This is a genomic window from Rhodococcus sp. IEGM 1370, from assembly GCF_033142325.1.
Lineage (GTDB): Bacteria > Actinomycetota > Actinomycetes > Mycobacteriales > Mycobacteriaceae > Rhodococcoides.
Window position 1 is genome coordinate 1 of sequence record NZ_JAWLRY010000004.1, and the last position, 24,240, is coordinate 24,240.

Annotated in this window: 24 protein-coding genes; 18 read left to right on the plus strand and 6 right to left on the minus strand. The window is 64.3% G+C overall.

Annotated elements, in window-relative coordinates; translation table 11 throughout:
• Positions 1-126: 126 nt before the first annotated feature.
• Positions 127-933, minus strand: coding sequence for an MOSC domain-containing protein (locus tag R4P47_RS08185; protein WP_317784498.1), 807 nt, complete (start codon positions 931-933; stop codon positions 127-129).
• Positions 934-954: 21 nt separating this feature from the next.
• Here R4P47_RS08185 and R4P47_RS08190 point away from each other — a divergent pair, with 21 nt between their 5' ends.
• The gene (locus tag R4P47_RS08190) at positions 955-1,527 is read left to right on the plus strand and encodes an isochorismatase family protein (RefSeq protein ID WP_317784499.1); all 573 of its coding nucleotides are present in this window, start codon (positions 955-957) and stop codon (positions 1,525-1,527) included.
• On the opposite strand, the gene R4P47_RS08195 is transcribed toward R4P47_RS08190, so the two are convergent.
• The 3 genes from R4P47_RS08195 to R4P47_RS08205 form a co-directional block, all read right to left on the minus strand.
• Positions 1,524-1,859, minus strand: coding sequence for a cupin domain-containing protein (locus R4P47_RS08195; protein WP_149406597.1), 336 nt, complete (start codon positions 1,857-1,859; stop codon positions 1,524-1,526). The genes R4P47_RS08190 and R4P47_RS08195 overlap by 4 nt on opposite strands.
• Positions 1,856-3,097 (minus strand): globin domain-containing protein, encoded by a 1,242-nt coding sequence (locus R4P47_RS08200; protein ID WP_188078698.1) that lies wholly within the window; start codon positions 3,095-3,097, stop codon positions 1,856-1,858. Before R4P47_RS08200 ends, R4P47_RS08195 begins: the two co-directional genes overlap by 4 nt.
• An 83-nt stretch (positions 3,098-3,180) precedes the next feature.
• Positions 3,181-3,783: a hypothetical protein gene (locus tag R4P47_RS08205; RefSeq protein WP_317548347.1), complete on the minus strand. Its 603-nt coding sequence runs from the start codon at positions 3,781-3,783 to the stop codon at positions 3,181-3,183.
• A gap of 49 nt (positions 3,784-3,832) precedes the next feature.
• On the opposite strand from R4P47_RS08205, the gene R4P47_RS08210 reads away from it, so the two are divergent.
• Together R4P47_RS08210 and R4P47_RS08215 are read left to right on the plus strand one after the other, a co-directional pair.
• Positions 3,833-5,245: a glucose-6-phosphate dehydrogenase (NADP(+)) gene (locus R4P47_RS08210; protein WP_317784500.1), complete on the plus strand. Its 1,413-nt coding sequence runs from the start codon at positions 3,833-3,835 to the stop codon at positions 5,243-5,245.
• Between the two features lie 148 nt (positions 5,246-5,393).
• Positions 5,394-5,540, plus strand: a complete 147-nt coding sequence (locus tag R4P47_RS08215) for a hypothetical protein (RefSeq protein WP_317784501.1) — start codon at positions 5,394-5,396, stop codon at positions 5,538-5,540.
• 68 nt (positions 5,541-5,608) lie between these two features.
• Here the strand turns inward: R4P47_RS08215 and R4P47_RS08220 are convergent, their stop codons facing one another.
• Complete coding sequence (locus R4P47_RS08220; protein ID WP_269595093.1) at positions 5,609-5,815, minus strand: PspC domain-containing protein; 207 nt, start codon at positions 5,813-5,815, stop codon at positions 5,609-5,611.
• Positions 5,816-6,117: 302 nt separating this feature from the next.
• On the opposite strand from R4P47_RS08220, the gene R4P47_RS08225 reads away from it, so the two are divergent.
• The 5 genes from R4P47_RS08225 to R4P47_RS08245 all read left to right on the plus strand — a co-directional run bounded on the left by R4P47_RS08225 (position 6,118) and on the right by R4P47_RS08245 (position 12,628).
• Complete coding sequence (locus tag R4P47_RS08225; protein ID WP_317784502.1) at positions 6,118-7,722, plus strand: lipase family protein; 1,605 nt, start codon at positions 6,118-6,120, stop codon at positions 7,720-7,722.
• A gap of 82 nt (positions 7,723-7,804) precedes the next feature.
• Positions 7,805-8,437 carry a hypothetical protein gene (locus tag R4P47_RS08230; protein ID WP_317784503.1) on the plus strand — a complete coding sequence of 211 codons (633 nt, stop codon included), beginning with the start codon at positions 7,805-7,807 and terminating at the stop codon, positions 8,435-8,437.
• 260 nt (positions 8,438-8,697) lie between these two features.
• Positions 8,698-9,642, plus strand: a complete 945-nt coding sequence (gene ppk2, locus R4P47_RS08235; RefSeq protein WP_283347786.1) for a polyphosphate kinase 2 — start codon at positions 8,698-8,700, stop codon at positions 9,640-9,642.
• Between the two features lie 959 nt (positions 9,643-10,601).
• On the plus strand, positions 10,602-11,435 hold the full coding sequence (locus tag R4P47_RS08240) for an alpha/beta fold hydrolase (RefSeq protein WP_094668700.1): 834 nt from the start codon (positions 10,602-10,604) through the stop codon (positions 11,433-11,435).
• A 122-nt stretch (positions 11,436-11,557) separates the two neighbouring features.
• Positions 11,558-12,628 carry an alpha/beta hydrolase family protein gene (locus tag R4P47_RS08245; protein ID WP_317784504.1) on the plus strand — a complete coding sequence of 357 codons (1,071 nt, stop codon included), beginning with the start codon at positions 11,558-11,560 and terminating at the stop codon, positions 12,626-12,628.
• Between the two features lie 3 nt (positions 12,629-12,631).
• Here R4P47_RS08245 and R4P47_RS08250 read toward each other — a convergent pair whose 3' ends face one another.
• A complete protein-coding gene (locus tag R4P47_RS08250) occupies positions 12,632-14,665 on the minus strand; it encodes a prolyl oligopeptidase family serine peptidase (RefSeq protein ID WP_317784505.1) in 2,034 nt (677 codons plus the stop codon).
• Between the two features lie 115 nt (positions 14,666-14,780).
• Between R4P47_RS08250 and lpdA the strand changes: the two genes are divergently transcribed.
• The 10 genes from lpdA (at position 14,781) to R4P47_RS08300 (ending at position 24,237) form a co-directional block, all read left to right on the plus strand.
• Positions 14,781-16,196, plus strand: a complete 1,416-nt coding sequence (gene lpdA / locus R4P47_RS08255) for a dihydrolipoyl dehydrogenase (protein ID WP_317548354.1) — start codon at positions 14,781-14,783, stop codon at positions 16,194-16,196.
• A gap of 225 nt (positions 16,197-16,421) precedes the next feature.
• Positions 16,422-17,237, plus strand: a complete 816-nt coding sequence (locus tag R4P47_RS08260) for an ABC transporter permease (protein WP_317784506.1) — start codon at positions 16,422-16,424, stop codon at positions 17,235-17,237.
• 94 nt (positions 17,238-17,331) lie between these two features.
• Complete coding sequence (locus R4P47_RS08265) at positions 17,332-18,111, plus strand: ABC transporter permease (RefSeq protein ID WP_317784655.1); 780 nt, start codon at positions 17,332-17,334, stop codon at positions 18,109-18,111.
• A 2-nt stretch (positions 18,112-18,113) separates the two neighbouring features.
• Positions 18,114-19,151 carry an MlaD family protein gene (locus R4P47_RS08270; RefSeq protein ID WP_317784507.1) on the plus strand — a complete coding sequence of 346 codons (1,038 nt, stop codon included), beginning with the start codon at positions 18,114-18,116 and terminating at the stop codon, positions 19,149-19,151.
• Complete coding sequence (locus tag R4P47_RS08275) at positions 19,148-19,783, plus strand: MCE family protein (protein WP_317784508.1); 636 nt, start codon at positions 19,148-19,150, stop codon at positions 19,781-19,783. The genes R4P47_RS08270 and R4P47_RS08275 overlap by 4 nt, the downstream gene beginning before the upstream one ends.
• A 63-nt stretch (positions 19,784-19,846) precedes the next feature.
• Positions 19,847-20,155 (plus strand): hypothetical protein, encoded by a 309-nt coding sequence (locus R4P47_RS08280; RefSeq protein ID WP_317784509.1) that lies wholly within the window; start codon positions 19,847-19,849, stop codon positions 20,153-20,155.
• Entirely contained in the window at positions 20,152-21,162 is a 1,011-nt protein-coding gene (locus R4P47_RS08285) for an MlaD family protein (RefSeq protein ID WP_317548358.1), read from the plus strand. Before R4P47_RS08280 ends, R4P47_RS08285 begins: the two co-directional genes overlap by 4 nt.
• Positions 21,162-22,271: an MCE family protein gene (locus R4P47_RS08290; protein WP_317784510.1), complete on the plus strand. Its 1,110-nt coding sequence runs from the start codon at positions 21,162-21,164 to the stop codon at positions 22,269-22,271. The genes R4P47_RS08285 and R4P47_RS08290 overlap by 1 nt, the downstream gene beginning before the upstream one ends.
• Positions 22,262-23,296, plus strand: a complete 1,035-nt coding sequence (locus R4P47_RS08295) for an MlaD family protein (RefSeq protein WP_317784511.1) — start codon at positions 22,262-22,264, stop codon at positions 23,294-23,296. Before R4P47_RS08290 ends, R4P47_RS08295 begins: the two co-directional genes overlap by 10 nt.
• Complete coding sequence (locus R4P47_RS08300) at positions 23,293-24,237, plus strand: MlaD family protein (RefSeq protein ID WP_317784512.1); 945 nt, start codon at positions 23,293-23,295, stop codon at positions 24,235-24,237. Before R4P47_RS08295 ends, R4P47_RS08300 begins: the two co-directional genes overlap by 4 nt.
• Positions 24,238-24,240: the final 3 nt, after the last annotated feature.

The window sequence follows — 24,240 nt, forward strand, 5'->3', positions numbered from 1 at the left end:
ATTCTCCCAGCCGACCACACCCCACTACAGACCAACACGCAGCAACATCAACCAGGCCCAATTCGCAACAGCCCGGAAACCGTGTGCGGAGGCGAATAGTGGACAACGGCGGCAGTGCTGTTCGAGCTACAGCTCCGACTCGCCCCAACTCTCGACATGTAGTTCGTCGCCGACGGTCACCGTGCCGTTCTGCAGCACGGAGAATTTCGACCCGAAGGCAACGCCCTTCTGTCGGCCGCGGCGGTAGTCACCCAGGGTGCGCAGCGGCTCGGGGCCGGTGCGCTCACCGGTTGTCTGCTCGACGGTGGTGACGGCGCACCGGATCGCCAGCTTGGTGTACGCGAGACGCGTGGATCCGATGGTCACTTCCCGCACCTCGTCTTCCCGATGCGGTTCGTCCCAGCCGTCGACGACGATATTGGGACGAAATCGATTCATCGGCAATGCGGCGTCGAGTCGGGAATTGAGCCCGGTTAGCGTGGCGGTCGAGAGGATGTGGACTGCCGCACTGTCGGCGAATTGTGCTGAGCCGGGCGATATTTTGTCGGTGATCCGGCCGAGGTCGCGCGGCGCGGCGACGAGCCTCGACGGTTCTCCGATCACCTCGGTCAGCCAGCCCGCGACCTCGTCGCCCTGATCGATGCCCCGCATCGGCGCGCGGAACATGGTGATGTCACGCGACTCGGAATCGCGATCGATGGCCACGGTCACCGAACCGATCGATGCGTGGTCGAGCGTCAGCGACCCGTCCGTCACCGAGCATCGAACGACCGCGAGGCCGGGGTCGCTACGTTGACTGCGAAATGCGCCGTCGGCGTCGACGATCATGAATGCGCGATCGTGCTCGAGGCCGGTAGCGCTCACGTGGGCAGAATCCAACTCCGCACCTGCGCATCCCTTGACTGGGTAGGTCAGCAGAGAAGACACGCGCACCCGTCGAGGATACTGGGATCCATGACTCGTGCGCTGTTGGTTGTGGATGTGCAGAACGATTTCACCGAGGGCGGCGCGCTGGCGGTGGCCGGCGGGGCGGAGGTCGCGCGCAGGATCAGCGCGTACCTGGCGCGCCGGGGCGACGACTACGACCTCGTGGTGTCCTCGCGGGATTGGCACGACGCGGAGGGCGACAACGGCGGGCATTTCGCCACCGATGCCGCACCGGATTTCGTCACCACGTGGCCGGTGCATTGCGTGGCAGGCACGGTCGGTGCCGAATACCACCCCGATTACGCGACCGGGTCGGTGGACGTGCACGTCTACAAGGGCCAGGGCAAGCCGTCGTACTCGGCGTTCGAGGGCGTCACCGAGGACGGGACACCCCTGGCCGAGATACTCGCCGCCAACGAGGTCACCGACATCGACGTCGTCGGGCTTGCGACCGACTACTGCGTGCTGGCCTCGGCCAAGGATGCCGTCGCCGAGAAATTCGACGTCCGCGTGCTCACCGACCTCGTCGCCGGGGTTGCCCCCGAGACCTCCGCCGCGGCCCTCGACGAGCTGAGAGCATCCGGCGCTTCGGTGGTCTAGGCCGACGCGACCACCGTCGTCAACAGCACGGCTGCGTCGGTCATGGCTCGCAAGGAGTGCGGTGCTTCGGGGACGATCAAGAAATCGCCGGACATTCCGCACCACACATTGCTGCCGCTGACCAATTCGACCCGACCGGACAGGACATGCACGGTGGCCTCTCCTGGGTTGTTGTGCTCGGACAGTTCGGCACCGGCAGCGAGCGCGATCAGTGTTTGTCGGAGAGCGTGGTCGTGGCCCCCGTACACCGCCACCGCCGCCCGACGCGACGAGGCGGCGGTGGCTGCCGCGATCTGCGTGCCGACGAGTGCGTCGAGCGGAACCTTCTTCATTCGGTCACGGTGACGGGAGACCACAGGTCCGGCCCGAACACCTCGTAGGAGATGCGCTCCGGCGGTACGCCGCGCTGAAGGGCCGCGAGCCGGACGGCGCGCAGGAACGGCAACGGTCCGCAGCTGAGCACGTGGGTGTCCGCGGTGAAGGCGATCCGGTCGAAATTCATCAATCCGGTGAACGACGTCGAATCGTCCGCGTCGACGGTCTCGTACCAGGCGTGATCGACGACGTCGTCGAGTGCTTCGGCCGCAGTGGCGATCGCCTGTCGCAATGCGTGGTCGGCGCGGCTGCGGTCCGCGTGGGCCAGTATCAGCTTGCGGCCGGGCTGGGTTCGAGCGAGATGCTCGACGAGCGGCAGCACGGTGGTGATTCCGGCACCGGCCGTGGCGATCAGCAGCGGTCCTTCGCCGGTAGGTACTCCGAAATCACCTGCAGGACCGCTCACTTCGAGAATGTCGCCGACGTCGACGGCCTCCTGGAGGTGAGTCGAGACCTGCCCGGGCGGACCGTTGCGTACCTGTGCCACCGTGATCTGCAGGCGGGTGTCGGAGGCGATGGACGAGACGCTGTACTGACGCGGCTGCCGGGTGCCGTCGGCGAGGTCGACGAACACCGTGACGTACTGGCCGGCCGCGAGTGCGGGAAGGGGAGCGCCGTCCGCGGGTTCGAGGACGAGCGAGACCGTGCCGGGGCTTTCCTGCGTGCGCCGCATCACGCGATACGGGCGCAGCGGATTGTGGGGGTCGATGTCTGCCGCTGCGTAGAGGCGCGCTTCGGTGGCGATGAGCTGCGTGGCGAACAGCCAGTAGACCTCGTCCCACGCGGCGGCGACGGCGGGAGTGACGGCAGCGCCGAGGATGTCGGCCACGGCACCTAGCAGGTGTCGGCCGACGAGGGTGTACTGCTCCGGGGTGATGCCGAGGGTGATGTGCTTGCCGGCGATGCGGCGCAACACCGGCTCGAACGACGGTGCGTCCGGGTCGATCAGTTGCACGGCGTAGCCGACCACCGACGCGGCCAGTGCCCGACTCTGCTCTCCGGTTTCCTGATTCGCGCGATTGAACAGACGCCACAGCTCGGGGCGTTCGCCGAGCATCGACTCGTAGAAGCGGGCGCTGATCGTTTCGGAGTGTTCCGCGACCACACCGGCAGTGGCTCGGACGACGGCCTCGGCAGCGGGAGACAGAGCGGGGTGGGTGTCGGACGAGGGGCGGGGTGGTGCAGTGAGGGTCACGTCACCACCCTGGCCGCTGCGCTGCTGTCGCAGCAGCCCTTTACGTCCCGACGTCGAGGGACCTTCGTCCCTCGGGTGGCTTTCTAACTGTCGATCGTCGTGGTGATGGAGGTGACCGACGGTGCCGCAGGGGTGCTGCCGAATCCGAATGTCACCGGGGGAGTGACCGGGGTGAGCGATCCGAGGTCCTCGCCCTGCCACGACGCGGAGACGTCGGTGACGCGATGTTGGTGCCTGGCACCGTAATACTCGCGCCGGCCCCCGCCTGCGCTGCCGCGGGTGCGCACTCCGCGCAGTACGACTCGGGCGATGGGGTCGCTGATCGCGCAGAACCACGGTGCCGTCGACACCGCGTCGGGGACGAGGCTCAATGCGCGACCGAGCACGGTCGGCCCGGCGACGCGGATCCTGATCGACAGGTCACCGGCCCGTACCGATCGCCATCCATTCGGCTCCGCTGCGAAGGTCACCGGGACCAGTTCGGTGGAGTCGAATGTGTATGTGGCGGTGACGAATTCGCGTACGCCCTCGTTGGGGGCGATCAGCAGGCGCTGTCCGTCCGCGAACTGGACCATGACGTCGGTGAATTCCCCGAGCGGCGAGCGCGTCCAATGTCCGACGACGATCCGCACACCGGACGTCGTACCTACCCCGTAGATCTCACCGTGAAACCGTGATCTGGTCATCACACCGACTGTAGCGATGCTCGGCCCGGGTCGGTGCATAGTGGAGGTCATGGCGTCCTCGCAACCCACTGTATTCGTCCTGTTCGGCGCGACCGGAGACCTCGCGAAGCGAATGGTCCTGCCGTCGTTCTACCAACTCCATATCGAGGGCCTGCTGCCCGAGAAATGGGTCCTGATCGGCAACGGCCGCAAGGACACCTCCGACGACGAGTTCCGCGATCACGTCCGCAGCGTCCTCGACGAGTTCGCCGAGAACGTGGACGACGGCGATTGGTCCGAATTCTCCGAGCGAATCCGCTTCGCGGGCAACGGCTTCACCGTCGATGATCCCGGTAAGTTGCCCGAGGTCGTCGCCGAGGTGAAGAAGGACATCGGCGACGATGCCCAGCTGGTGCACTACATCGCTCTGCCGCCGAGCACCTTCGTCGATTACACGAAGGCCCTGGGTGCACACGATCTCGCCGAGGGTTCCCGGGTGGTCTACGAAAAGCCCTTCGGCACCTCTCAGAGCAATTTCGAGGAACTCGACAAAGCCGTTCACGAGGTCGTCGAGGAAGAGCAGGTCTATCGAATCGACCACTTCCTGGGCAAGGAAGCGACCCAGAATCTGCACGTGCTGCGGTTCGCGAACGGCATGATCAGCGGCATCTGGAACTCCGAGCACGTTGCACAGGTGCAGATCGACGTCCCCGAGACCCTCGACATCGACGACCGCGCCGAGTTCTACGACGAGACCGGTGCCGTGCTGGACATGCTCGTCACGCACCTGTTCCAGGTCGCGGCCGAGGTGGCGATGGAACCGCCGGCGTCACTGAAGGCGGAGGATCTGCAATCGGCTCGGGAGACGGTGATCGGGCAGTTCCGGGCGTTGGACACCGACGAGGTGGTTCTCGGTCAGTACGACGGTTACCGCGACGTCGAGGGAGTCGACGACAATTCCGAGGTCGACACGTTCGTGGCGGCCAAGCTGTGGGTCGACACCGACCGCTGGCGTGGAGTGCCGTTCCTGCTGCGCACCGGAAAGATGCTGGGTGTCGGAGCGCAGCGGGTGTCGTTGGTGTTCCGCAAGCCCGCCGACAGTCCGCTCACCGAGCTGCCCGAGGACGGGGCGGTGCTGTCCTTCGATCTGTCCGGAGACGGCAGCATCGACATCGCCATGACGGTCAAGGAGCCGGGCCCGGATTTCGATCTGTCGGTCGGCCATCTGGCGTTGCCGCTGAAGTCGGTGCCTGACGCGGAGCCGCTCAGCCCCTACGCGCGCCTGATCCTCGATGTGCTCAGCGGAGACCGATCGTTGTTCACCAGGCCGGACGGTCTGGCGCACGTGTGGGATGTCGCGGCTCCCTTGCTGAGCAACCCGCCCGAGGTGAAGAGCTACGAGCCTGGTTCGATGGGACCCGCCGAGGCGGACGCGCTCGCCGCACCCTGTGGTTGGTTGATCACCGGGAAGGCCGAGGGCTGAGTCTGCGTCGCGTTTCGGGGCCCGAAACAGTCGGTGGGTCCTTTTTGTCCGAAACGATGGACTGTACCGAGTTGCCGACGATATGTTTCTGACGCTCTTACATCACCCGTCAGACCCCCCCTCGACGTTTCTCGAAAGGCCTTTACCCATGTTCTTGGACCTCATCACCGATCTCCTGCCCATCCTCGGTGGCGGCGAGGAAGGCGGCCTCGGCGACCTCATCACCGGCGGACTGCTCGACGGCTTGCTCGAGGGACTATTCGGAGACAGCACCGGTAGCTTCGGCTCCAGCTAAATTCGGTACAGATCGGCCCCGCGTCTCTGATCAGAGGCGGCGGGGCCTTTTCTGTGTCCGTCGCCGGGTCACGCCCGGAGCGGCATCAACATCAACCCCGCGAGGTAGATCAGCACGACGGTGCCGCCGGTCAGGACCGTGCCGGCAACGGTGGCGAGGCGGACGATGTTGACGTCCCAGCCGAAATATTCGGCAACGCCGCCGCATACACCTCCGATCATCTTCTGCGAACTGGACCGGGTGAATTCTCTGGGGGAACCGCTCTCGAATGTCATGGTGAAAAGTCTGCGTCATCAACGCCTTTCGGCGCATCGGGGATTTCACCCATATCTACCCCGACAAACGGATCCGTTTGCGTTCCGAGGTGTTCCACGGACCTCGATCTGCGAATCCCTGCGCCCGTAGCCGTACCTGACTTACGCTGTGCGCCATGCGCCGTCGCCTGGGCAAGGCATCTTCTACCACTTCGATGCTGTTGACACTCGTCTTGGTGCTCGCGGCGTGCGGTCGCCACTCGGATGAGCCGTCGACGCCGGAACAGCCCGTGTCGCAGGACACCTCGATATGCAGTGGTCCGATGGGTGTCGGTTCGCAAGTGCCCGAGGGTGCCGGAACCGGCGATCTGATCAAATCCGAGCCGTTGAATCCCGTCGGCAAACAAGCCGAAGGGTTTCCGGTACGGGCAACAGTATGGCGAATTCTCTACGTGTCGATGGGCGTCGACGAGACCGATCTGCAGTTGGTGTGCGGCATGGCGGCGATTCCCGAATCCGGTCCCCGGATAGTCGATGGAAAGGCCGACATTCTGGCCTGGTCGCACGGAACGGTCGGCTTGGATCAGCGGTGCCTTCCATCGAGCAACCCCGAGAAACTGTTCTGGGGACCGATGCCGGGCGGAATCGGCGCGGTAGGGATCGGGAACGAACTCGGCGAGTACGAAGGAACGCCCGACAACGGCGCACTGCAGTACGCGCTCGATCAAGGATGGTCGGTTGCCGCAACGGACTATCAACCGAACGACACGTATGTCGTCGGCCGGGTCGCGGCGGCAAATGTCCTCGATTCGGTACGCGCACTTGCCCAACTGGTCGAGGAGCAGCACGCGGACTCGGAGAAGATCGACACGTACGAGATGGTGACCTGGGGCCATTCGCAGGGTGGTCATGCCGCGCTGTGGGCCGGGCAGATGGCCGACACGTACTACTCCAGCACCTCGCCGTCGAAGCCGACTCCGACGATCGAACTTGCCGGCGTCGTCGGGTTGGCTCCGGCCTCCACTTTCGTCGCGGCGCCCGGTTCCGATGCCCGAGGCCTGGCGGACTGGGAGATGCACAAGACGATCGAAGTTGTCGGCCTGCCGATACCCGCGCTCGAACTGCAGATCGGACCGGCGCTGTTCTCCTACATCTTCGGGTCGTGGTCGAACTTCGCGACATCTGTGCCGATGTCTTCGGACGCCGCACTTCCGGCGTTCCCCGGGACCGGTGCGATCGCTCCCGACGCCATTCTCACCGCTCAGGGGCAGCAGAGCGTCCGGACGATCACGTCGTTGTGCCTGGAAACCGAATCGAAGAAGGTACAGGCAGCGACCGCTCCGTACCGGGATGCGCGAACGAATCAGATGCTCGTGCAGTCGATCTGGAATCTTCCCGACCCGTACACGGTCGGTGAGTACTTTCCCGGTGGGCTCGACGCGGCCTGTGCCGCGCCGCCCGACGAAGGCATCGGTGCCTGGTGCGATTGGATCACTTGGAACATGCCCGGTCCGCGTGGAACCAGCCCGTACCCCGAAGTGCCCATGTCCGAGGGAAAGCCCGTCCCGATCTTGATCGGCCAAGGCATGGACGACTCGATCATTCACTGCGTGCCGGCAGAGGACGCAAGCGTGTCCGTTGTTCCGCCGGCATCGGACTGCATGAGTTCGGCGCTGTTCGACGACTTGTCGCCGTACTACTGCGACGCCTCCGGGCCGGTGTCCACTCTGCATCTTCTGGCCTACCGGAAGGACGGGTCGGCAAGCCCCGCCAGTCACCTGTCGATACCCGGACAGTTGTCGGCCGCCGACCTCACCAGAGACGGAACACGGACTCGTTTCGCCGGCTCCCCCGTGCAGGAATTCATGTCCGGGGCCTTCGCGTCGAGTCTCACGCCCGGGTGCGTCGAAACCGTTGTCAACTCCTAGATTCGGGCAACCGAGAGATGGAGCCCGTCGCATCACCGAACCGGTCGGTCACCCGGCCCTCGACAGAAAGCAGGGCCTCGCAATGAAACTCCTCGCCGTGACCGCGCTCGCGTTCGCCACCGTGGCGCTCGGTGCGTGTAGCTCGAACAGTGCCGACGAATCCTCGTCCCGTTCGGCCACCGCCGCGTCGTCGACCACTCAGCCGGCTTCGTCGACGACGGCAAGCTCGGTGGCGCCGCCACCCGAGCGCACCGGCAGTGCCGACGGGAGCAGCGCCTCTGCGATACCGACCACGCAGCCGGAGGGACCGAACAACAGTGCCGACGCTCAGCTGCGGTACCTCTGCTCGACGGGTGAAGCCGACCGATCGCTGTGCGAGCAGTCGCGATACCCCTATCCGGCGTCCGCGGACAATGCATCGTCGGTAGCCGAGGCTCAGCTGAGGTACCTCTGCTCGACCGGAGAAGCCGACCTCGCGTTGTGCGGGCGGTCCGGATATCCCACGCCGCCTGCTGACTCCGGCACCTCGAACGCCTCGGCCCAACTCGAGTACCTGTGTTCACTCGGCGATGCAGATCCGGATCTGTGCGCCGCATCCGGATACCCGGTTCCACCCGTCCTGGACGAGGGGACCACAGCAGCGGACGCGCAACTCGCCTACCTGTGCTCGACGGGAGAGATGTCCGAAGAGATCTGTCGGAAGGCAGCGGCGTGAAGCCGGCTGCTGTTCGATCGGGGGCCGGTATCGATCGAATTGGACCGTTCGCCGATCGATCGGTGCCGTACCAAGGTCCTGGACTTTTCTGACTCGAGCGCTGGACCTGGTTGTTCCTCGGTGGCTACGGTCGGTAATCGACGCCGCCGATTCCGTTCCGTCCCCCTTGCGGAGCGGTATCGGGGGCGCTGAAACCGGATGCATCGGGTGTTCACCGAATCGCCATCGGTCGGTCACCGATGAGCACTAACTTTCGGCACATGACCGACAATGATCTGCGCAACGGTGAGGCTCCACGCACGAACCTGAGCGACTTGCTCGACATCACCAAGGCGGTAGATCTTGCCGACACCTCGGGCTTCGCCGTCGACGACTCCGATGACGACGATCCGATACTGCTGACCGTCCCCGACGGCCACGTCGTCGACACCTGGCGCGAGAACTACCCGTACGACGAGCGCATGACGCGCGCCGAGTACGAGCTCGAGAAGCGTCTGCTGCAGATCGAACTCCTGAAGTTGCAGATGTGGACCAAGGAGACCGGGCGACGGCACGTCATCGTCTTCGAGGGCCGAGATGCCGCCGGTAAGGGCGGCACGATCAAGCGATTCATGGAACACCTCAACCCGCGCGGTGCGCGTGTGGTTGCGCTGGAGAAGCCGTCGGCGCGCGAGTCGACCGAGTGGTACTTCCAGCGTTACATCGCACACCTGCCCGCGGCCGGGGAGATCGTCCTGTTCGACCGGTCCTGGTACAACCGTGCGGGCGTCGAGCGGGTCATGGGTTTCTGCACCGACGAGCAGCACGCCCACTTCGTTCGCCAGGCACCGCTGTTCGAGCAGATGCTCGTGGACGACGGCATCAGTCTGACCAAGTTCTGGTTCTCGGTGTCGCAGCACGAGCAGCGCACCCGTTTCGCAATACGGCAGGTCGACCCGGTGCGGCAGTGGAAGCTCTCGCCCATGGACCTCGCCTCGCTGGACAAGTGGGATGCGTACACCGCGGCGAAGGAAGAGAATTTTCGCGCCACCGATACCGATCTCGCACCGTGGACGGTCGTCAAGAGCAACGACAAGAAGCGCGCCCGCATCAACGCGATGCGTTTTGTGCTCAACAAGTTCGACTATGCCAACAAGGATCCCGAGATAGTCGGGGAAACAGACCCGTTGCTCGTGGGCCGCGCGAAAGACGTGATCGGCGAATAGTTTTCACGGCATAACCGGTGAGATTTCCGGTGAACCGTTGCGGCACCATCTTTCCGGGGTCTCGACTTGATACCGGGTGCTGCGCCGAACCTTAGCGTGCGGTAAGAACGAGGGAGGTCGTATTACCTACGGCTGTACGTACACCCGAGCATCAGGAGTTCTCATGGGTTCAGCAGCACAGTTCATTTCCGACATCGCTTCGGGCGTCTACGACGGCATCGTCGACGCGATCGTCGATCAGATCGTCGGCGTGCTGACGTCGGGTAGCGCCGCTTAATATTCCGTAGCGCGTCGCGGTCGCAGTCGGGGGCGGCCGCGACGTCTCGGCACCGTCACCGTTTTGTGATATAGCACCAAGATTTTCGACTTTTACTGTCATTTCCGTGTACAGAGCGTGACCTTCTGAGGTAGAAATCTTCTTGCAGAGATCATCGCGTGACACAAGTCATAGAAGATCTGCAAACCCCCCCTCGATGAAGGAGCAGTTCCATGTCCGCTGAACTCGGTGACCTTTTCGCGATCCTCCTCCAGCTGTTCTCCGGTATCAGTTCCTCTTCGGACTGACGTACCTCGGTTCCGTACCGTCGGCCTCGGTTTCGTGCGCACCCGGTCGGAGCCTCCAGCAAGGTCCACCCGCGACATCGGCGCGGTATTCGTGATGCCGGTTCGGCATCGAATCCCACTCTCTTCAAGGAGAATTCATGGAATTGCTCGCGATCTTGCTTCAGCTGCTCGCACTGGGTAGCTCGGAAGGTAGCGGCTCGGGCACCATCGAGGTCCCCGGTCTGCCCATCTGACCCACGACCATCAGCCGGGCTCGACGCGACGTCGGGCCCGGCTTTCGTGGTTCGAAGTAGTTCGATCGGTCGAGAAGTCCTGCAAGACTCGATGATTCGGTAGCGGTCCGATTCCCAGGGGCGTCGGGGCGGGCCGGTGAGTCCTCGGCATAGGGTTGCCCGATGCAGACGGTTCCGATTCAGATGCCCGACGGTTCGACGGTGCCGGTCTCACTGTTCCCCGGTGAAGGCCGCGACGATGCACCCGTGATCGTCGTTCTTCCCGGCCTCGGCATTCCCGGTGGTTACTACCGACTGTTCGCCGAGGCGCTCGTCGCGCGCGGCTTCCACGCCGCGATCGGCGACCTGCGCGGCCAGGGAGACAGTGTGCCCAAGCCGAGTTCGGCGAGTCGGTACGGGTATCAGGAGCTGGTGTCGGTCGACTTACCGGCGATCTTCGAGGTGGTTCGCGAGCAGTTCCCGGAGGCGACGCCGTACTTGCTCGGGCACAGCATGGGTGGGCAGCTCGGCTCGATGTACGCCGCGCGCATCAGGGGCAGGCTCGGCGGATTGATCCTGGTGGCGTCGGGCTCGCCGTATCACCGCGGTTTCGGTACGACTCGCGGTGTACCGCTGTACGTGGGCGCGGCGGCGATGGCGATCACCAGCAACATCGCCGGGTTCTGGCCGGGGGATCGCATCGGCATCGGCGGATTCGGTCGGCAGTCGCGGGTTCTGATCGACGATTGGTCCCGGTTCGCGCGCAGTGGCTCGATCGAGCCTGCTGGGGCCGACATGGACTACGAGGAACGGATGGGCCGTCTGACGCTGCCGGTGCTTGCGGTGACCATCGAGGGCGACGACCTCGCGCCTCGCGGCTCGATGGACAACCTCGTACGCAAGCTCGCCCGTGCCGATGTCACCTCGGTGCACGTCGACGAGCCACTCGGGCACAACGGTTGGATCCGTAACCCCACGGCGGTCGCCGACCTCGTTGCGGAGTGGATGCACAGGTAATTCGCACGAACTAACTTTTGGTCGTTTCACACGCTATTCGTCATTTCTACCTACTTTCGGTTCGTTTTGGTGTAGAAAGTTTTTGAACCAGCAATTGTTCGACGACGATAGTGAGCACGACTATGAACGGCCAGGGGGATTCGGTAGGTCGAATCGGTGGTGGGGAGCGGTGTCGCCGATCGCGTGCGCTGCGCAGAGTCGTCGTCCTGTGCGTGGTGGCATGCGTCGCGGCAGTAGCGCACCCACACGCCTCCGCGGCCCCGGCCGACTCGGTGGCGGGTCCGACGGAGTCGTACGTGGTGCGCACCGAGGTGGCCGACGACACCGCCATGACGGCGTTCGTCCACTCCGCCGCGATGAACCGAACGATCCCACTCAAGATCCTGCGATCTCCTGATCGGACGACTCCGAGCCCCACTCTGTACCTGCTCAACGGCGCGGGCGGCGGACTCGACGGAATGGACTGGTACACCCAGACCGACGTCGTGTCGTTCTTCGCCGACAAGAACGTCAACGTGGTGACTCCCGTCGGCGGGGCCTACTCCTACTACACGGACTGGCAGCACGACGATCCGAGGCTCGGACGCAATCAGTGGGAAACGTTCCTCACAGCCGAACTGCCGCCGCTCGTCGACGATCTGTTGGATACCAACGGCCGCAACGCGATTGCCGGTATCTCGATGGCTGCGACCTCGGTCCTGAACCTCGCCGCTCACCACCAGGGGCTGTATCGAGCCGTCGGTTCCTACAGTGGATGCGCGTCGACCACCGACCCGTTGGGGCGGGCATACGTCAAGACCGTCGTGTCCATGGCGCTCGGCGCGAACGTGACGAACATGTGGGGGCCGGACGACCATCAGGACTGGGTACGCAACGATGCGGTGGTCAACGCCGAAAAGCTGCGAGGCACAGCGCTGTACGTCTCCAACGGCAGCGGACTGGCCGGGGCATCGGACACCCTCGACGGCACCAATCCCAACGGGCCCGGCTTCGTGTTGCTCAACCAGATGGTCGTGGGCGGTGCCATCGAGGTGGCGACCGGAGACTGCACTCGGAGGCTGAAGACGGCCCTCGAGCAGCTCGACATCCCGGCCCACTTCGAGTTGCGTGAGCGCGGCACCCACTCGTGGGGCTACTGGCAGGACGACCTGCACGATTCCTGGCCGATGTTCGAGGACGCGCTCGCCGGCTGAGCGTCAGCTGCGAGCGAGGTGCCGCCACAGAAATTCGTAGGTCAATGCCGTCTTGAACGCCAACTGCGCATTGTCCGACGCCCCGCCGTGCCCACCTTCGATGTTCTCGTAGTAGCTCACGTCCTGACCGAGTTCGGCCAACCGAGCGGCCATCTTGCGTGCGTGTCCCGGATGGACGCGATCGTCGCGGGTGGACGTGGCGATCAGAATCGGCGGATACCGACGCTCGGATGCGGCGACCACGTTCTGGTACGGGGAGTACTGCGAGATGAACTCCCACTCGTCCGGGTCGTCGGGATTGCCGTACTCGGCCACCCAGGACGCGCCCGCGAGCAGCAGGTGGTACCGCTTCATGTCCAGTAGTGGGACCTGACATACCAACGCGCCGAACAGTTCCGGGTACTTCGTCACCATGATGCCCATCAACAGGCCGCCGTTGCTGCCGCCCTGAGCGGCCAACTGTTCGGTGGTGGTGATGCCTCGGGTGACGAGGTCGCGTGCGACAGCGGCGAAGTCCTCGTGCACCAGATGGCGTCCGGCACGCAGTACCTGGGTGTGCCACGACGGTCCGTACTCGCCGCCGCCGCGGATGTTGGCGACGACGTAGGTGCCACCACGTTCGAGCCACGCGCGTCCGGTTGCACCGCTGTAGCCGGGTGTCATCGAGATCTCGAAGCCGCCGTAACCGTAGAGCAACGTCGGTCCGGGTCCGGAATCCGCGCGTCGGACGACGAAGTACGGGATGTCGGTACCGTCGTCGGACCGGGCGAAGAACTGCTCCACCGTCAGGCCGTCGGCGTCGAAGAACGCCGGAGCCTGTTTGAGGACTTCGAGCTCGCCGCCCACCGTGCCCACCAGCAGTGTCGCCGGTGTCAGGTAGCCGGACGACGAGAGGAAGTACTCGTCACCGTTCTCCTCGGCGTCGGTGCCGACGATCTCGGTGGACGTCAGGTCCGACAGCCCGTCGATCGTGCTGACGTCCCACTCCTTCGCGCCGGGGGTCAGCACGTGCAACTTCGTCCGTACGTCCTGCAGCGTCACCAGCAGCAGGTGATTCTCGGTCCACGCGTACTGGTGCAGTGACGTGTGCGCGTTCGGGGCGAAGAGAACCGTCAGAGCGATTGTGCCGGAGACGAACTCGTCGAAATCTGCAGCGAGCAGCGCGCCGGCCGGATAGGTTCGGTCGCCGACCGTCCACGGCGTCATCGTGCGGATCAGCAACCAGTTCTCGTGCACCGAGGTCGACGCGTCCGTCGGCGTCAGGATCCGGGTGAGGGCCGAACCGTCCAACACGTAGGTCTCGGAGTTGTAGAAGTCGGTGGCACGCTGGACGAAGTCGCGCTCGAATCCGGGGGTCCGGTCGTGCCAGGCGGAGATCGAGATGTCCTGTGCTGCACCCTCGTACACGGTCTCGGCGTCGGCGAGCGGGGTGCCGCGATGCCACCGCTTGGTGATACGCGGATAGCCCGATTCGGTCAGCGAACCGGGTCCGAAATCCGTTCCCACGAAGACGGTGTCGGCGTCGATCCAACCTACGTCGGTCTTGGCCTCCGGTAGGGCGAATCCGCCGTCCTCCGGGGCGCGAAAGGTGCGGGAGTCGAGATCGAACTCACGGACCACCGTCGCGTCGGCCCCGCCGCGGGAGAGCGTCACCAGTGCCAGTCGTTGATCGGGACGCAGCACCTGCGCGCCACCCCACACCCAGTTCTCGTCCTCGCTGCCGGCCAGCGCATCGAGATCGAGCAGCACGTCCCACACCGGATTCTCGGTTCGGTACTCGTCCATCGTCGTTCGACGCCACAGGCCGCGGACATGTTCGGCGTCGCGCCAGAAGTTGTACAGGAACTGCCCACGGCGACGGGCGTACGGAATGCGGGCGTCGGTGTCGAGTACCTCGCGGATGCGGGACTCGGTGGCATCGAACGCGTCTCCGGCCAGTTCCTCGACGGTCACCCCGTTACGAGTGCGGACCCAATCGAGAGCCTCCTCGCCGGTGACGTCTTCGAGCCAGAGGTGCGGGTCGTCCGAGATTGCCATTCCACAGTTCTAGCAGCAGATGCGCCGTCGGGTCGGTCGGCGCTCGCGTGGCTACCGGCTGGTAACGAAGACCAGGTCGAGACAGCGTCGGAGGTCACGACTACGCTGGGGACTCGTGACCTCACACTATGACGTCGTTGTCCTCGGAGCCGGTCCCGGTGGGTACGTCGCTGCTATCCGCGCGGCACAACTCGGACTCAGCACTGCCATCATCGAGAAGAAGTACTGGGGCGGTGTCTGCCTGAACGTCGGCTGCATCCCCTCGAAGGCACTTCTCCGTAACGCCGAGCTGGCGCACCTCTTCACCAAAGAGGCGAAGCTGTTCGGCATTTCGGGTGAAGCGTCCTTCGACTTCGGCGCAGCGTTCGATCGCAGCCGCAAGGTCGCCGACGGCCGCGTCAAGGGCATTCACTTCCTGATGAAGAAGAACAAGATCCCCGAGTACGACGGCAAGGGCACGTTCACCGATGCCAACACCATCGAGGTCGAGCTGACCAAGGGGGGCACCGAGACGATCACGTTCGACAACGCGATCATCTCGACCGGCAGCACCACCAAGCTGCTTCCAGGTACCGAGCTGAGCAAGAACGTCGTCACCTACGAAGAGCAGATCATGACGAAGGAGCTCCCGGGCTCGATCCTCATCGTCGGTGCCGGTGCGATCGGCATGGAGTTCGGCTACGTGCTGAAGAACTACGGAGTCGACGTCACCATCGTCGAGTACCTCGATCGCGCGCTTCCGAACGAGGACAAGGACGTCTCGAAGGAAATCGAGAAGCAGTACAAGAAGCTGGGCGTCAAGGTCATCACCGGCGCAGGTGTGCAGAGCATCGACGACGACGGCTCGAAGGTCACCGTCGAGATCAAGCACAACAAGTCCGGTGAGAGCGAGACCTTCACCGTCGACAAGGTGATGCAGTCCGTCGGTTTCGCGCCCCGCGTCGACGGATTCGGCCTGGAGAAGACCGGCGTGGAGCTCACCGATCGCGGTGCCATCGGCATCACCAACACGATGCAGACCAACGTGCCGCACATCTACGCCATCGGCGATGTCACGGCCAAGCTGCAGCTCGCCCACGTGGCGGAGGCGCAGGCGGTCGTGGCTGCCGAAACCATCGGCGGCGCAGAGACGTTGCCGATCGACGACTACCGGATGATGCCGCGTGCGACGTTCTGCCAGCCGCAGGTCGCGAGCTTCGGTCTCACCGAGGATCAGGCCCGCGAAGAAGCGCAGGCTCGTGGGTCCGACATCAAGGTCGCGAACTTCCCGTTCGCTGCCAACGGCAAGGCGCACGGCCTGGGAGATGCGACGGGCTTCGTCAAGCTCATCGCTGATACCGAGCACGGCGAGCTTCTCGGTGGCCACCTCATCGGACCGGACGTCTCCGAGCTGCTACCCGAGCTGACCTTGGCCCAGAAGTGGGACCTCACGGTCAACGAACTGGCCCGCAACGTCCACACGCACCCGACGCTGTCGGAAGCACTGCAGGAAGCGATCCACGGCCTCGCAGGGCACATGATCAACTTCTGATCTTCACCGCAAGAACCAACGGCGGCGACCACTTCGGTGGTCGCCGCCGTTGTCGTCGGTGCCCCTCGGCCCGGTCGCTTCTCGGAACCTTCACGCGGCCCGGCGAAGTCTGTGACTTGTCATAGCTCGGTAAGTGAAGAAAACGTCACTTGGTCGACGGTCGGCTGGTAATTTCCGTTCCTGCGCGGGGGAGTCGCGCCGAACAGGAAGCCGGGGGGTGGGGAATTGTCGTCGCCTACATCGACGCTCGCACGCGTCAGCGACGGAGTTGCCAGTGGATTCCGGACGTTCGGCCGAACTCTGGAGCTGGGCGTACTGGCCTTCTTCCACCTCGTCCGCGACATCCTCACACTGCGACATCCGTGGCGCGACACCATCGATCAGGCCTGGTTCGTCGTCACCGTCACGGTGGTGCCGGCAATACTGGTATCCATTCCGTTCGGCGTCATCGTGTCCGTTCAGGTCGGCAGTCTCACCGATCAGATCGGTGCGACGTCCATCGCCGGAGCCGCGGGTGGCCTCGGGGTCATCCGCCAGGGCGCACCGATCGTCGCGGCACTGCTGTTGGGCGGTGCAGCAGGCGCGGCGGTGGCAGCCGATCTGGGTGCGCGCACCATCCGGGACGAGATCGACGCGATGTCGACCATGGGGATCGACCCGGTTCGCCGGCTGGTCACACCACGGCTGGCCGCCATCCTCCTGGTGGCACCGTTCCTGTGCATCCTCATCATCTTCATGGGACTGGCCGCGGGCTATGCGATCAACGTCGGTTTTCAGAGTGGGACGCCCGGTAGCTACATCAGCTCGTTCGCGTCCTTCGCCTCGGTGACGGATCTGGTCGTCGCCCTGGTGAAGACCGAGATATTCGGGGTCATCGTCATCATCGTGGCCTGCCAGCGAGGGTTGTCCGCCGCCCACGGACCGCGCGGGGTAGCCAACGCGGTCAACGCGTCCGTCGTGCTCGGTGTGGTGTCCGCATTCACCGTCAACGTCGTGATCACGCAGTTGGTCGCGATGTTCATGACGCAGAAGTTGGGCTGAGATGGCAACTCCTTCGCGCTACACCGTGCACGGCACCGCTCACCTCACCCGCGGGGTGAGATACCTCGGGCGCAGGCCGTTCGACGTACTCGAAATGCTGGGCCATCAACTGACGTTCTGCGTCAAGGTTCTCGCCGCGATACCCCATACCGTCCGCTCCTATCGGCGTCAGATGCTGCTGATCCTCAGCGACATCACCTGGGGTAGTGGCAAATTGATCGTCGGTGGCGGAACCGTGTCGGTTCTGGTCGTCCTGGGGGTCGCGGTGGGTGCGTCCGTCGGGATCGAGGGATTCAACTCTCTCGGCATGGTGGGGATGGAGCCGTTGACCGGGTTCATCTCCGCGTACGCGAGCACCCGCGAGCTGGCCCCGATGATCGCGGCCATCGGATTCGCGACGCAGGCGGGCTGCCGGATGACGGACGAAATCGGGGCGATGCGCATCTCGGAAGAGATCGACGCCCTCGAAGCTCAAGGGATTCAGTCGATGCCCTTCGTCGTGACCACCAGGGTGATCGCGGGAATCGTCACGATCGTGCCGCTCTACCTGCTGACCCTCATTCTGAGCTACCTGTCGTGTGCCGTGGTGGTTCGCGTTGTCGGTGGACAGTCCTCGGGCACCTACGACCACTACTTCAGTGCATTCCTGCAGCCGGTCGACGTACTGTTCTCACTCCTGAAAGCCGCCGTGTTCGTCGTGACGATCATCCTGATCCACGGCTATCAGGGGTACTACGCCTCGGGCGGCCCGGAGGGAGTCGGGCGCGCCTCGGGCCGCGCCATCAGGGCCAGCCTCGTTGCCGTGGTGGTACTGGACATGATCATGACGCTCGTCCTGTGGGGATTCGACTCGGGCATAAGGATTTCGGGGTAGAGATGGCAGTTTTCGACGATCTGACGGGACGATCGGCCGGGCCGGCCACGCTACGCCTGCGCGGGCTGGCGGTGGCCGTTGCCGTGGCAGTGTTCACAGGCGGCCTCACCGCCTACGCACGCGGGGCCTTCGATTCGCCCTTCGAGCTGACACTCGACGCAGCATCGGTCGGGGACGGTCTGACGCCCGGTTCGGAGGTGAAGTTCCGTGGTCTGTCCATCGGCACGGTCGACAACATCGAGACCGTCGGCTTCGGACGGCAGCGGCTGCAACTGGAAATCGATCCGAGCCAGGCCGGCGAGCTCACCGACACCATGCAGGCCCAGTTCTCGTCCTCGAATGTATTCGGTTCCACTGCAATCGAATTGGTCTCCGACGGCACGGGGGCACCCCTGGCCGACATCTCGACCCTCGAAGTGTCGAAAGACCTGCGAGGTGCAACGGTGACCGGAGTCTTCCGGCGAGTCGCCGACCTCACCGAGGTTCTCGACACCGAGCAGGTGGACCACCTCCTGGACCTCATCGCGAACACTTCCGTCGAGGTGAGTCGAAACCTGAAGCCGTACTTCGACACTGCTCAGATGATGGCGAACAACCAGATCGACCCGCTGGCCTGGAAGCTGCATCGCGGTGCCGAACTGGGCGAAGGAATCGGAAACCTGGTTCCGCCCTTGCTCGATCTGGTGGTGGGAGTGGTGGACAAGAGCGTGTACGTCGAGGCACCCGCCGACCGAGCGCGAACCATCGCCGCCAACGACGGTCTGAGCGATCAGCTGATGATTCCGGTGGGCGACTTGCTGAAGGCGAACAATCCGAACCTGTCCAAGCTGCTGTCCACGGTGCTGGACCTGCTGGTGCCCATCACCGCGTCGATCGGCACATTGGCACCCAGCTACGACCGAGTGCCGCAGGTGCTCGACGGTATCTCCGACGCATTTCCCGTCGTCGACGGGAAGCCTCAGCTGCAACTCGATCTGATAGTCGAAACCATGCCCAATCTGGCCGGAGCCGTTGCCGCACACGAGGAGGCGAACGGATGAAGAAGGTAGCGGGCCCAGCGGTCAAACTGCTCGTCTTCTTCACGGTGACCGCGGTGTGTGCGGTGATCATCGTCGCTGCTCTTCGCACCCCGGTCGGCGGACCGCTGTCGTCCTACGGCGCGGAGTTCGACGACGTGTCGGGCTTGTACGTGGGCGACGACGTGCGCATGTCCGGGGTGCAGATCGGCAAGGTGTCCTCGGTCGAACTCGACGGTGCCCTCGCGCGGGTCGAGTTCGAGATCGAAGACCGACGGCCGATTTTCGCGAACACCCAGGCTGCGGTTCGGTATCAGAATCTTCTGGGGCAGCGGTACGTCGAACTCGTGCAGAAGGATTCGGCGACCGGAGCCCCGTTGGCGGTCGGGGCAACCATCTCCAAGGATCGAACGATTCCGTCCTTCGACATCTCGAAGCTGTTCAACGGTTTCGAGCCGATCTTCGACACCCTCGACACCGCACAGCTCAATCAGTTCACCGAGAACATTCTCCGGATGGTTCAGGGTGACGGGTCCGGACTCGGTCCGGTCCTGCGCGACGTGGATCGCATCACCCAATTCGCAGTACAGCGTGAATCGATCATCGGGCTGCTGATCGAGAACCTCGGGCAGATCTCGGACTCGATCGGCGGCTAATCCGCCTCGGTCGCAGACCTTCTCGAACAACTGCACGGTCTGGTCTCCAAGCTCAGCACCCAGATGGACGGCGTGCTCGCGTCGCTGGATCAGGCCAATTACGGACTGCGACCGTTCGTGGGACTGATGGAGGGTCTCGAGCGGGCATACGACAACAGCTACGCGCCGGTCGACGGGGCACTGCGTCGAATGCTTCCGCAGACCGAACAGGTGACCGAGATGTTGGCACTCGCGCCGGGATTGCTGACGGGACTCAATGCGAGCATTCCGGACCCGGACGCACAGACGTACTCCTGCAGTCGCGGACAGCAGGACATCCCGGGGATCGGGCAGATCGTGCTCGGCGGACAGAATTTGGTGGTGTGCCGATGACCCGCGTACTACGCAAGGGCGTTCGTGACGAGCAATCGGAGAACAAAGCGCACTTCTTCTGGGGCGCGGTCGGTGTCGCGGCCTCTCTGGTCCTGCTCCTGATCGCGGCGGCGTTGTACACGATTCCGTTCGGCGAGCGGACCTACACCGCGGAGTTCGGCTCGGCAGCCGGGGTGAAGCCGGGCGACGAAGTGAGGATTGCCGGTATCGCGGTCGGGTCGGTGCGCTCCGTCGAGCTGGCCGGTGCTCATGTCGACGTCGAATTGAGCGTTCGCTCCGATGTTTTCGTCGGCGATGCGTCGACCGTCACGGTGAAGTTGTTGACCCCGATCGGCGGTCACTACGTGATGCTCACCTCGCACGGTGACGGCGAGCTCGGTTCGGCACCGATTCCGCCGGAGCGGGTGGAGCTGCCCTACGAACTGTCCGACGCGATCGAGTCGGCAACACCGCTGGTTCGCGACATCGACGGTTCGACGCTGCGGGAGACCGTGGCCGAGTTGGACAAGGCCGTCAGCGAACAGCCGCAGTCCACTCGCGCGATCGTGGACAACCTGTCTGCGCTCACCGACACGCTCGCCACGCGGTCCGATCAACTCGAGCGCGGACTCGTCGTATCCGACGAGTACGTCGGTGCGTTGGCCGCCGATCGGGTCATGCTCACCGAACTCGTACGCGAGCTCGGCACTCTGACCAAAGGATTCGGCGACAAGCGCGTCGAGGTCGTCAGTGCTTTCGACCTGCTCGGGAGAATGTTCGAGCTCTTCCACCGTCCCGTGGTCGCATTCGAGAAGGGGCTCGAGCCGTCGATCGTCCAGCTAGAGGAGATCACGCAGAAGCTCTTCGCACAGCTGGGTGACGTGGACGGGGCGATCACGACCATGAAGGAAAGCTCGGACGGTCTCGCCGCTCTGATCGGCGGCGGGCAGGGTCCCGTGATCGACCAGTCGCAGGACACGGTCGTCGGTGTCGGCGTGTGCATTCCGTTGCCGGGGAGGGTGTGCTGATGAGACGCAGATCGGTACGCATCGCCGTGGCGGCAGCAGTCGTCGTCACGCTCGTCGGTTCGGTTGCGTCCGCCACATCGGTCATCGACCCCGGTGCGGGCAACTCCTCGCTGTGTGCCGAGTTCACCGACACGGTGGGGTTGTACGAGGGTAATTCGGTCATGATGCTCGGTGTGGTCGTCGGAACGGTGACACGCATCGAGAACAGCGACGCCGCGGTGGTGGTCACCATGGATATCGACGACAGCCTCAGGCTGCCCGCCGAGGTGGGGGCCGTGACACTGTCGAATTCGATCGTCACCGACCGGCACGTGGACTTCACACAGCCCTACATCGACGGTCCCGAGTTCGACCGGTCGAGTTGTATTCCGTTGGATCGCACCAGAACTCCACTGGGAATCAGCGACACACTCGACGCCGTGTCGGGTCTGGCGTCGGATCTGCTCGGTCCGGCCGACGCCGAGGGCAACCACGACGAGATCCTCGGCGACACCTTGCGTTCGGCCGACGATTCGCTCCGTGGCTCCGGTGCCCAGCTCAACGACAGTCTTCGGCAACTGGCGCAGCTGGTCGGCGATCCTGCCGACAAGGACACCACCGTGCGGCGTCTGATCGACAACCTCGACGGCCTGATCGACACGTTCGTGGTGAGCTGGCCCGAGGTGGCGAAGCTGCTCGACAATCTGAAGCGGGGGATGATCACGCTGTCGGAGTTCACCCAGTCCTTCGGCACCACGGTCGCTCTGACCACCGAGTTCATTCCGCCGCTGGCGCGCAACGTCGCGAAGTACGACGAGAAGGTCTACGCATTTCTCGACCAAGCGGTGCCGGTGGTCGACGTACTACTCGGGCGGGTGGGCGATATCAAGGACATCCTGGCGCAGGTGCCGACCGTAGGCGAGAACTTGATGACGATGTACGACAACGATTCCAGGAGCGGTCGGGTGATCTACCACCCGCCGCAGTTCGAGATCGACACCAATTCTCCCAACGAGGTCTGCGCTCTGCTCAACAAGTACAGACCGACGTGTTCGGCGGACCAGCAACGAGGCGATGTCATCGATGTCGGTTTGGTGCAGCTGATACTGGGTTCGGCGGGATGGCGATGAGGCGCGCGATCACCGGGCTGTGCTGTGTCGCCCTGCTGTCCGGGTGCAGCGTCGACCCGGCCGACCTGCCGATTCCCGGCAGCTACGTGGCAGGCGACAAGTACTCCTTGCGAATCGAATTCGCGAGCGTGCTCAATCTTCCGGAAAAAGCGAAGGTGATCGTCGAAGGCGTCGACGCGGGTGTCCTCGACACCGTCGAGCTGGTGGGGTCGACCGCCGTGGCGACGGTGGACCTGTCCACCGATGTGCAGCTGCCGTCCGACACCGTCGCCGAGCTTCGGCAGTCGTCGATTCTGGGCGAGATCTACATCTCGCTGCAGCCGCCGGCGGATTCGACTCGCGCCGGAGGGGGCGACGCCGGGCCGTACCTTCGAGACGGCGATGTCATTCCGGTCGAACGTACGGTTCCGGCCGACAACGTCGAGGACGTGCTGCGAGGAGTGTCGAATCTGGTGACCGGTGGTCACTACGTTCAGCTGCAGGAGGCGGTGAACAACGTCAACGCCGCGATTCCTCCCGATCCGGCGGAGATCGACAAGGTCAACAACGCGGCGCGGATCGCACTGACCGACATCGGCGACAACACCCCCGAGATCGATCGAATCCTCGGAGCGGCGGAGAAGGTGTCGAACACCGTCGTGACACAGCGAGACGGCGTCGAACGTGTCCTCGAACTCGGTCCGAGACGATCGGACGGACTGGCCGAGGTGCTGTTCAGCGTCGTCCACATGATCTTCACGCTGGGGTACATGTCGCAGAACATCGGTGACGTCCTCGCCGGTCCGTACCCGGAACTCGAGGGCGTGGTCGAGACGATCTCACCGGCACTGATCGCGATCTCCAATTCCGACTCCTCGGTACCGATGAACATGGAGAAGGCGAACACCCTGTTGCGCGAGCGGTTGATTCCCTACTTCGAGTCGACACCGAACATCGCAGTGCGCTCGGTCTCGACCGACGGCGGAGCCGGTGCACTGGCGGACGACATGATCGGGATCCTGCGCGGGATAGGAATCGTGCGATGAGGCCGGGCACAGTCGTTTCACTCCTCGCATTGATGGCCATGACGGTTGTCGGTGTCGTCTACCTGACGGTCGGCGTACTGGACATGAACCCCACACGGAGTACCAACCGCGTTGTGGTGCACATGGATACGTCGGGCGGTTTGATGGACACCTCGCAGGTGACCTCGCGCGGAATCCACGTCGGTCGGGTCGAGAGCATCGCGGTGGTTCCGGGCGGACTCGACGTCACTCTCGCCCTCGACGCCGACCATCGAATTCCCGCGGACTCGGAGGTGGTCGTTGCGAATCTGTCCGCTGCCGGGGAGCAGTACCTGGATCTACGCCCGCGAGGAACCGGGGGTCCCGACCTGGCGGACGGGGACGAGATCGGCAGCGAGCAGGTTCGCGCGTCGATCACCGTCAGTGAGGCCCTGAGCCTGGGTGATTCCCTTGCTGCACAGCTCGATACGAACGCCGTGAAGGGGCTGACCGAGACCGCGTCGGCAGCGATCGACGGTCGCGAAGGAGATGTCGATCGCCTGGTGGAGGCCTTCCGATATCTGTCGGCGACACTGCGTGACAAGAGCGGTGAGATTCGAAGGCTCTACGACAACGCTCAACAGGGCGGACGCAACGCCTACGGTTACGGCCCGGTCATGACCGACGCGGCGCCGTGGGTCGGTGCGACGGGTTCGGGTGTGGCCAATCTGCTCGAGGGCTTCAACGACTACTCGTACGTCGGCGCGGACGTCTGGGACGATCCACTCGGCAAGATCGGCCCGAAGATCGATCAGTATCTGACGCCCCTGTCACCCGACCTTGCCCTCATCGCAACGCTTCTCAAGCCGTACACCGCGCCCATCAAGCCGATGCGAGTGGACGCCGGTTCCATCGTCGACATGTTGCAGGCCGTCTTCCCTCCGGGCGGACCGGCCGAACTGTCCGTCCAGATTCCGAACTGATTG

Coding starts and splice junctions, on each gene's coding strand:
- R4P47_RS08190 (WP_317784499.1), top strand. CDS start 955: ATGACTCGTGCGCTGTTGGTTGTGGATGTGCAGAACGATTTCACCGAG.
- R4P47_RS08195 (WP_149406597.1), bottom strand. CDS start 1,859: ATGAAGAAGGTTCCGCTCGACGCACTCGTCGGCACGCAGATCGCGGCA.
- R4P47_RS08205 (WP_317548347.1), bottom strand. CDS start 3,783: ATGACCAGATCACGGTTTCACGGTGAGATCTACGGGGTAGGTACGACG.
- R4P47_RS08210 (WP_317784500.1), top strand. CDS start 3,833: ATGGCGTCCTCGCAACCCACTGTATTCGTCCTGTTCGGCGCGACCGGA.
- R4P47_RS08215 (WP_317784501.1), top strand. CDS start 5,394: ATGTTCTTGGACCTCATCACCGATCTCCTGCCCATCCTCGGTGGCGGC.
- R4P47_RS08220 (WP_269595093.1), bottom strand. CDS start 5,815: ATGACATTCGAGAGCGGTTCCCCCAGAGAATTCACCCGGTCCAGTTCG.
- R4P47_RS08225 (WP_317784502.1), top strand. CDS start 6,118: ATGGGTGTCGGTTCGCAAGTGCCCGAGGGTGCCGGAACCGGCGATCTG.
- R4P47_RS08230 (WP_317784503.1), top strand. CDS start 7,805: ATGAAACTCCTCGCCGTGACCGCGCTCGCGTTCGCCACCGTGGCGCTC.
- ppk2 (WP_283347786.1), top strand. CDS start 8,698: ATGACCGACAATGATCTGCGCAACGGTGAGGCTCCACGCACGAACCTG.
- R4P47_RS08240 (WP_094668700.1), top strand. CDS start 10,602: ATGCAGACGGTTCCGATTCAGATGCCCGACGGTTCGACGGTGCCGGTC.
- R4P47_RS08245 (WP_317784504.1), top strand. CDS start 11,558: ATGAACGGCCAGGGGGATTCGGTAGGTCGAATCGGTGGTGGGGAGCGG.
- R4P47_RS08250 (WP_317784505.1), bottom strand. CDS start 14,665: ATGGCAATCTCGGACGACCCGCACCTCTGGCTCGAAGACGTCACCGGC.
- R4P47_RS08265 (WP_317784655.1), top strand. CDS start 17,332: ATGCTGGGCCATCAACTGACGTTCTGCGTCAAGGTTCTCGCCGCGATA.
- R4P47_RS08270 (WP_317784507.1), top strand. CDS start 18,114: ATGGCAGTTTTCGACGATCTGACGGGACGATCGGCCGGGCCGGCCACG.
- R4P47_RS08275 (WP_317784508.1), top strand. CDS start 19,148: ATGAAGAAGGTAGCGGGCCCAGCGGTCAAACTGCTCGTCTTCTTCACG.
- R4P47_RS08280 (WP_317784509.1), top strand. CDS start 19,847: ATGGACGGCGTGCTCGCGTCGCTGGATCAGGCCAATTACGGACTGCGA.
- R4P47_RS08285 (WP_317548358.1), top strand. CDS start 20,152: ATGACCCGCGTACTACGCAAGGGCGTTCGTGACGAGCAATCGGAGAAC.
- R4P47_RS08290 (WP_317784510.1), top strand. CDS start 21,162: ATGAGACGCAGATCGGTACGCATCGCCGTGGCGGCAGCAGTCGTCGTC.
- R4P47_RS08295 (WP_317784511.1), top strand. CDS start 22,262: ATGGCGATGAGGCGCGCGATCACCGGGCTGTGCTGTGTCGCCCTGCTG.
- R4P47_RS08300 (WP_317784512.1), top strand. CDS start 23,293: ATGAGGCCGGGCACAGTCGTTTCACTCCTCGCATTGATGGCCATGACG.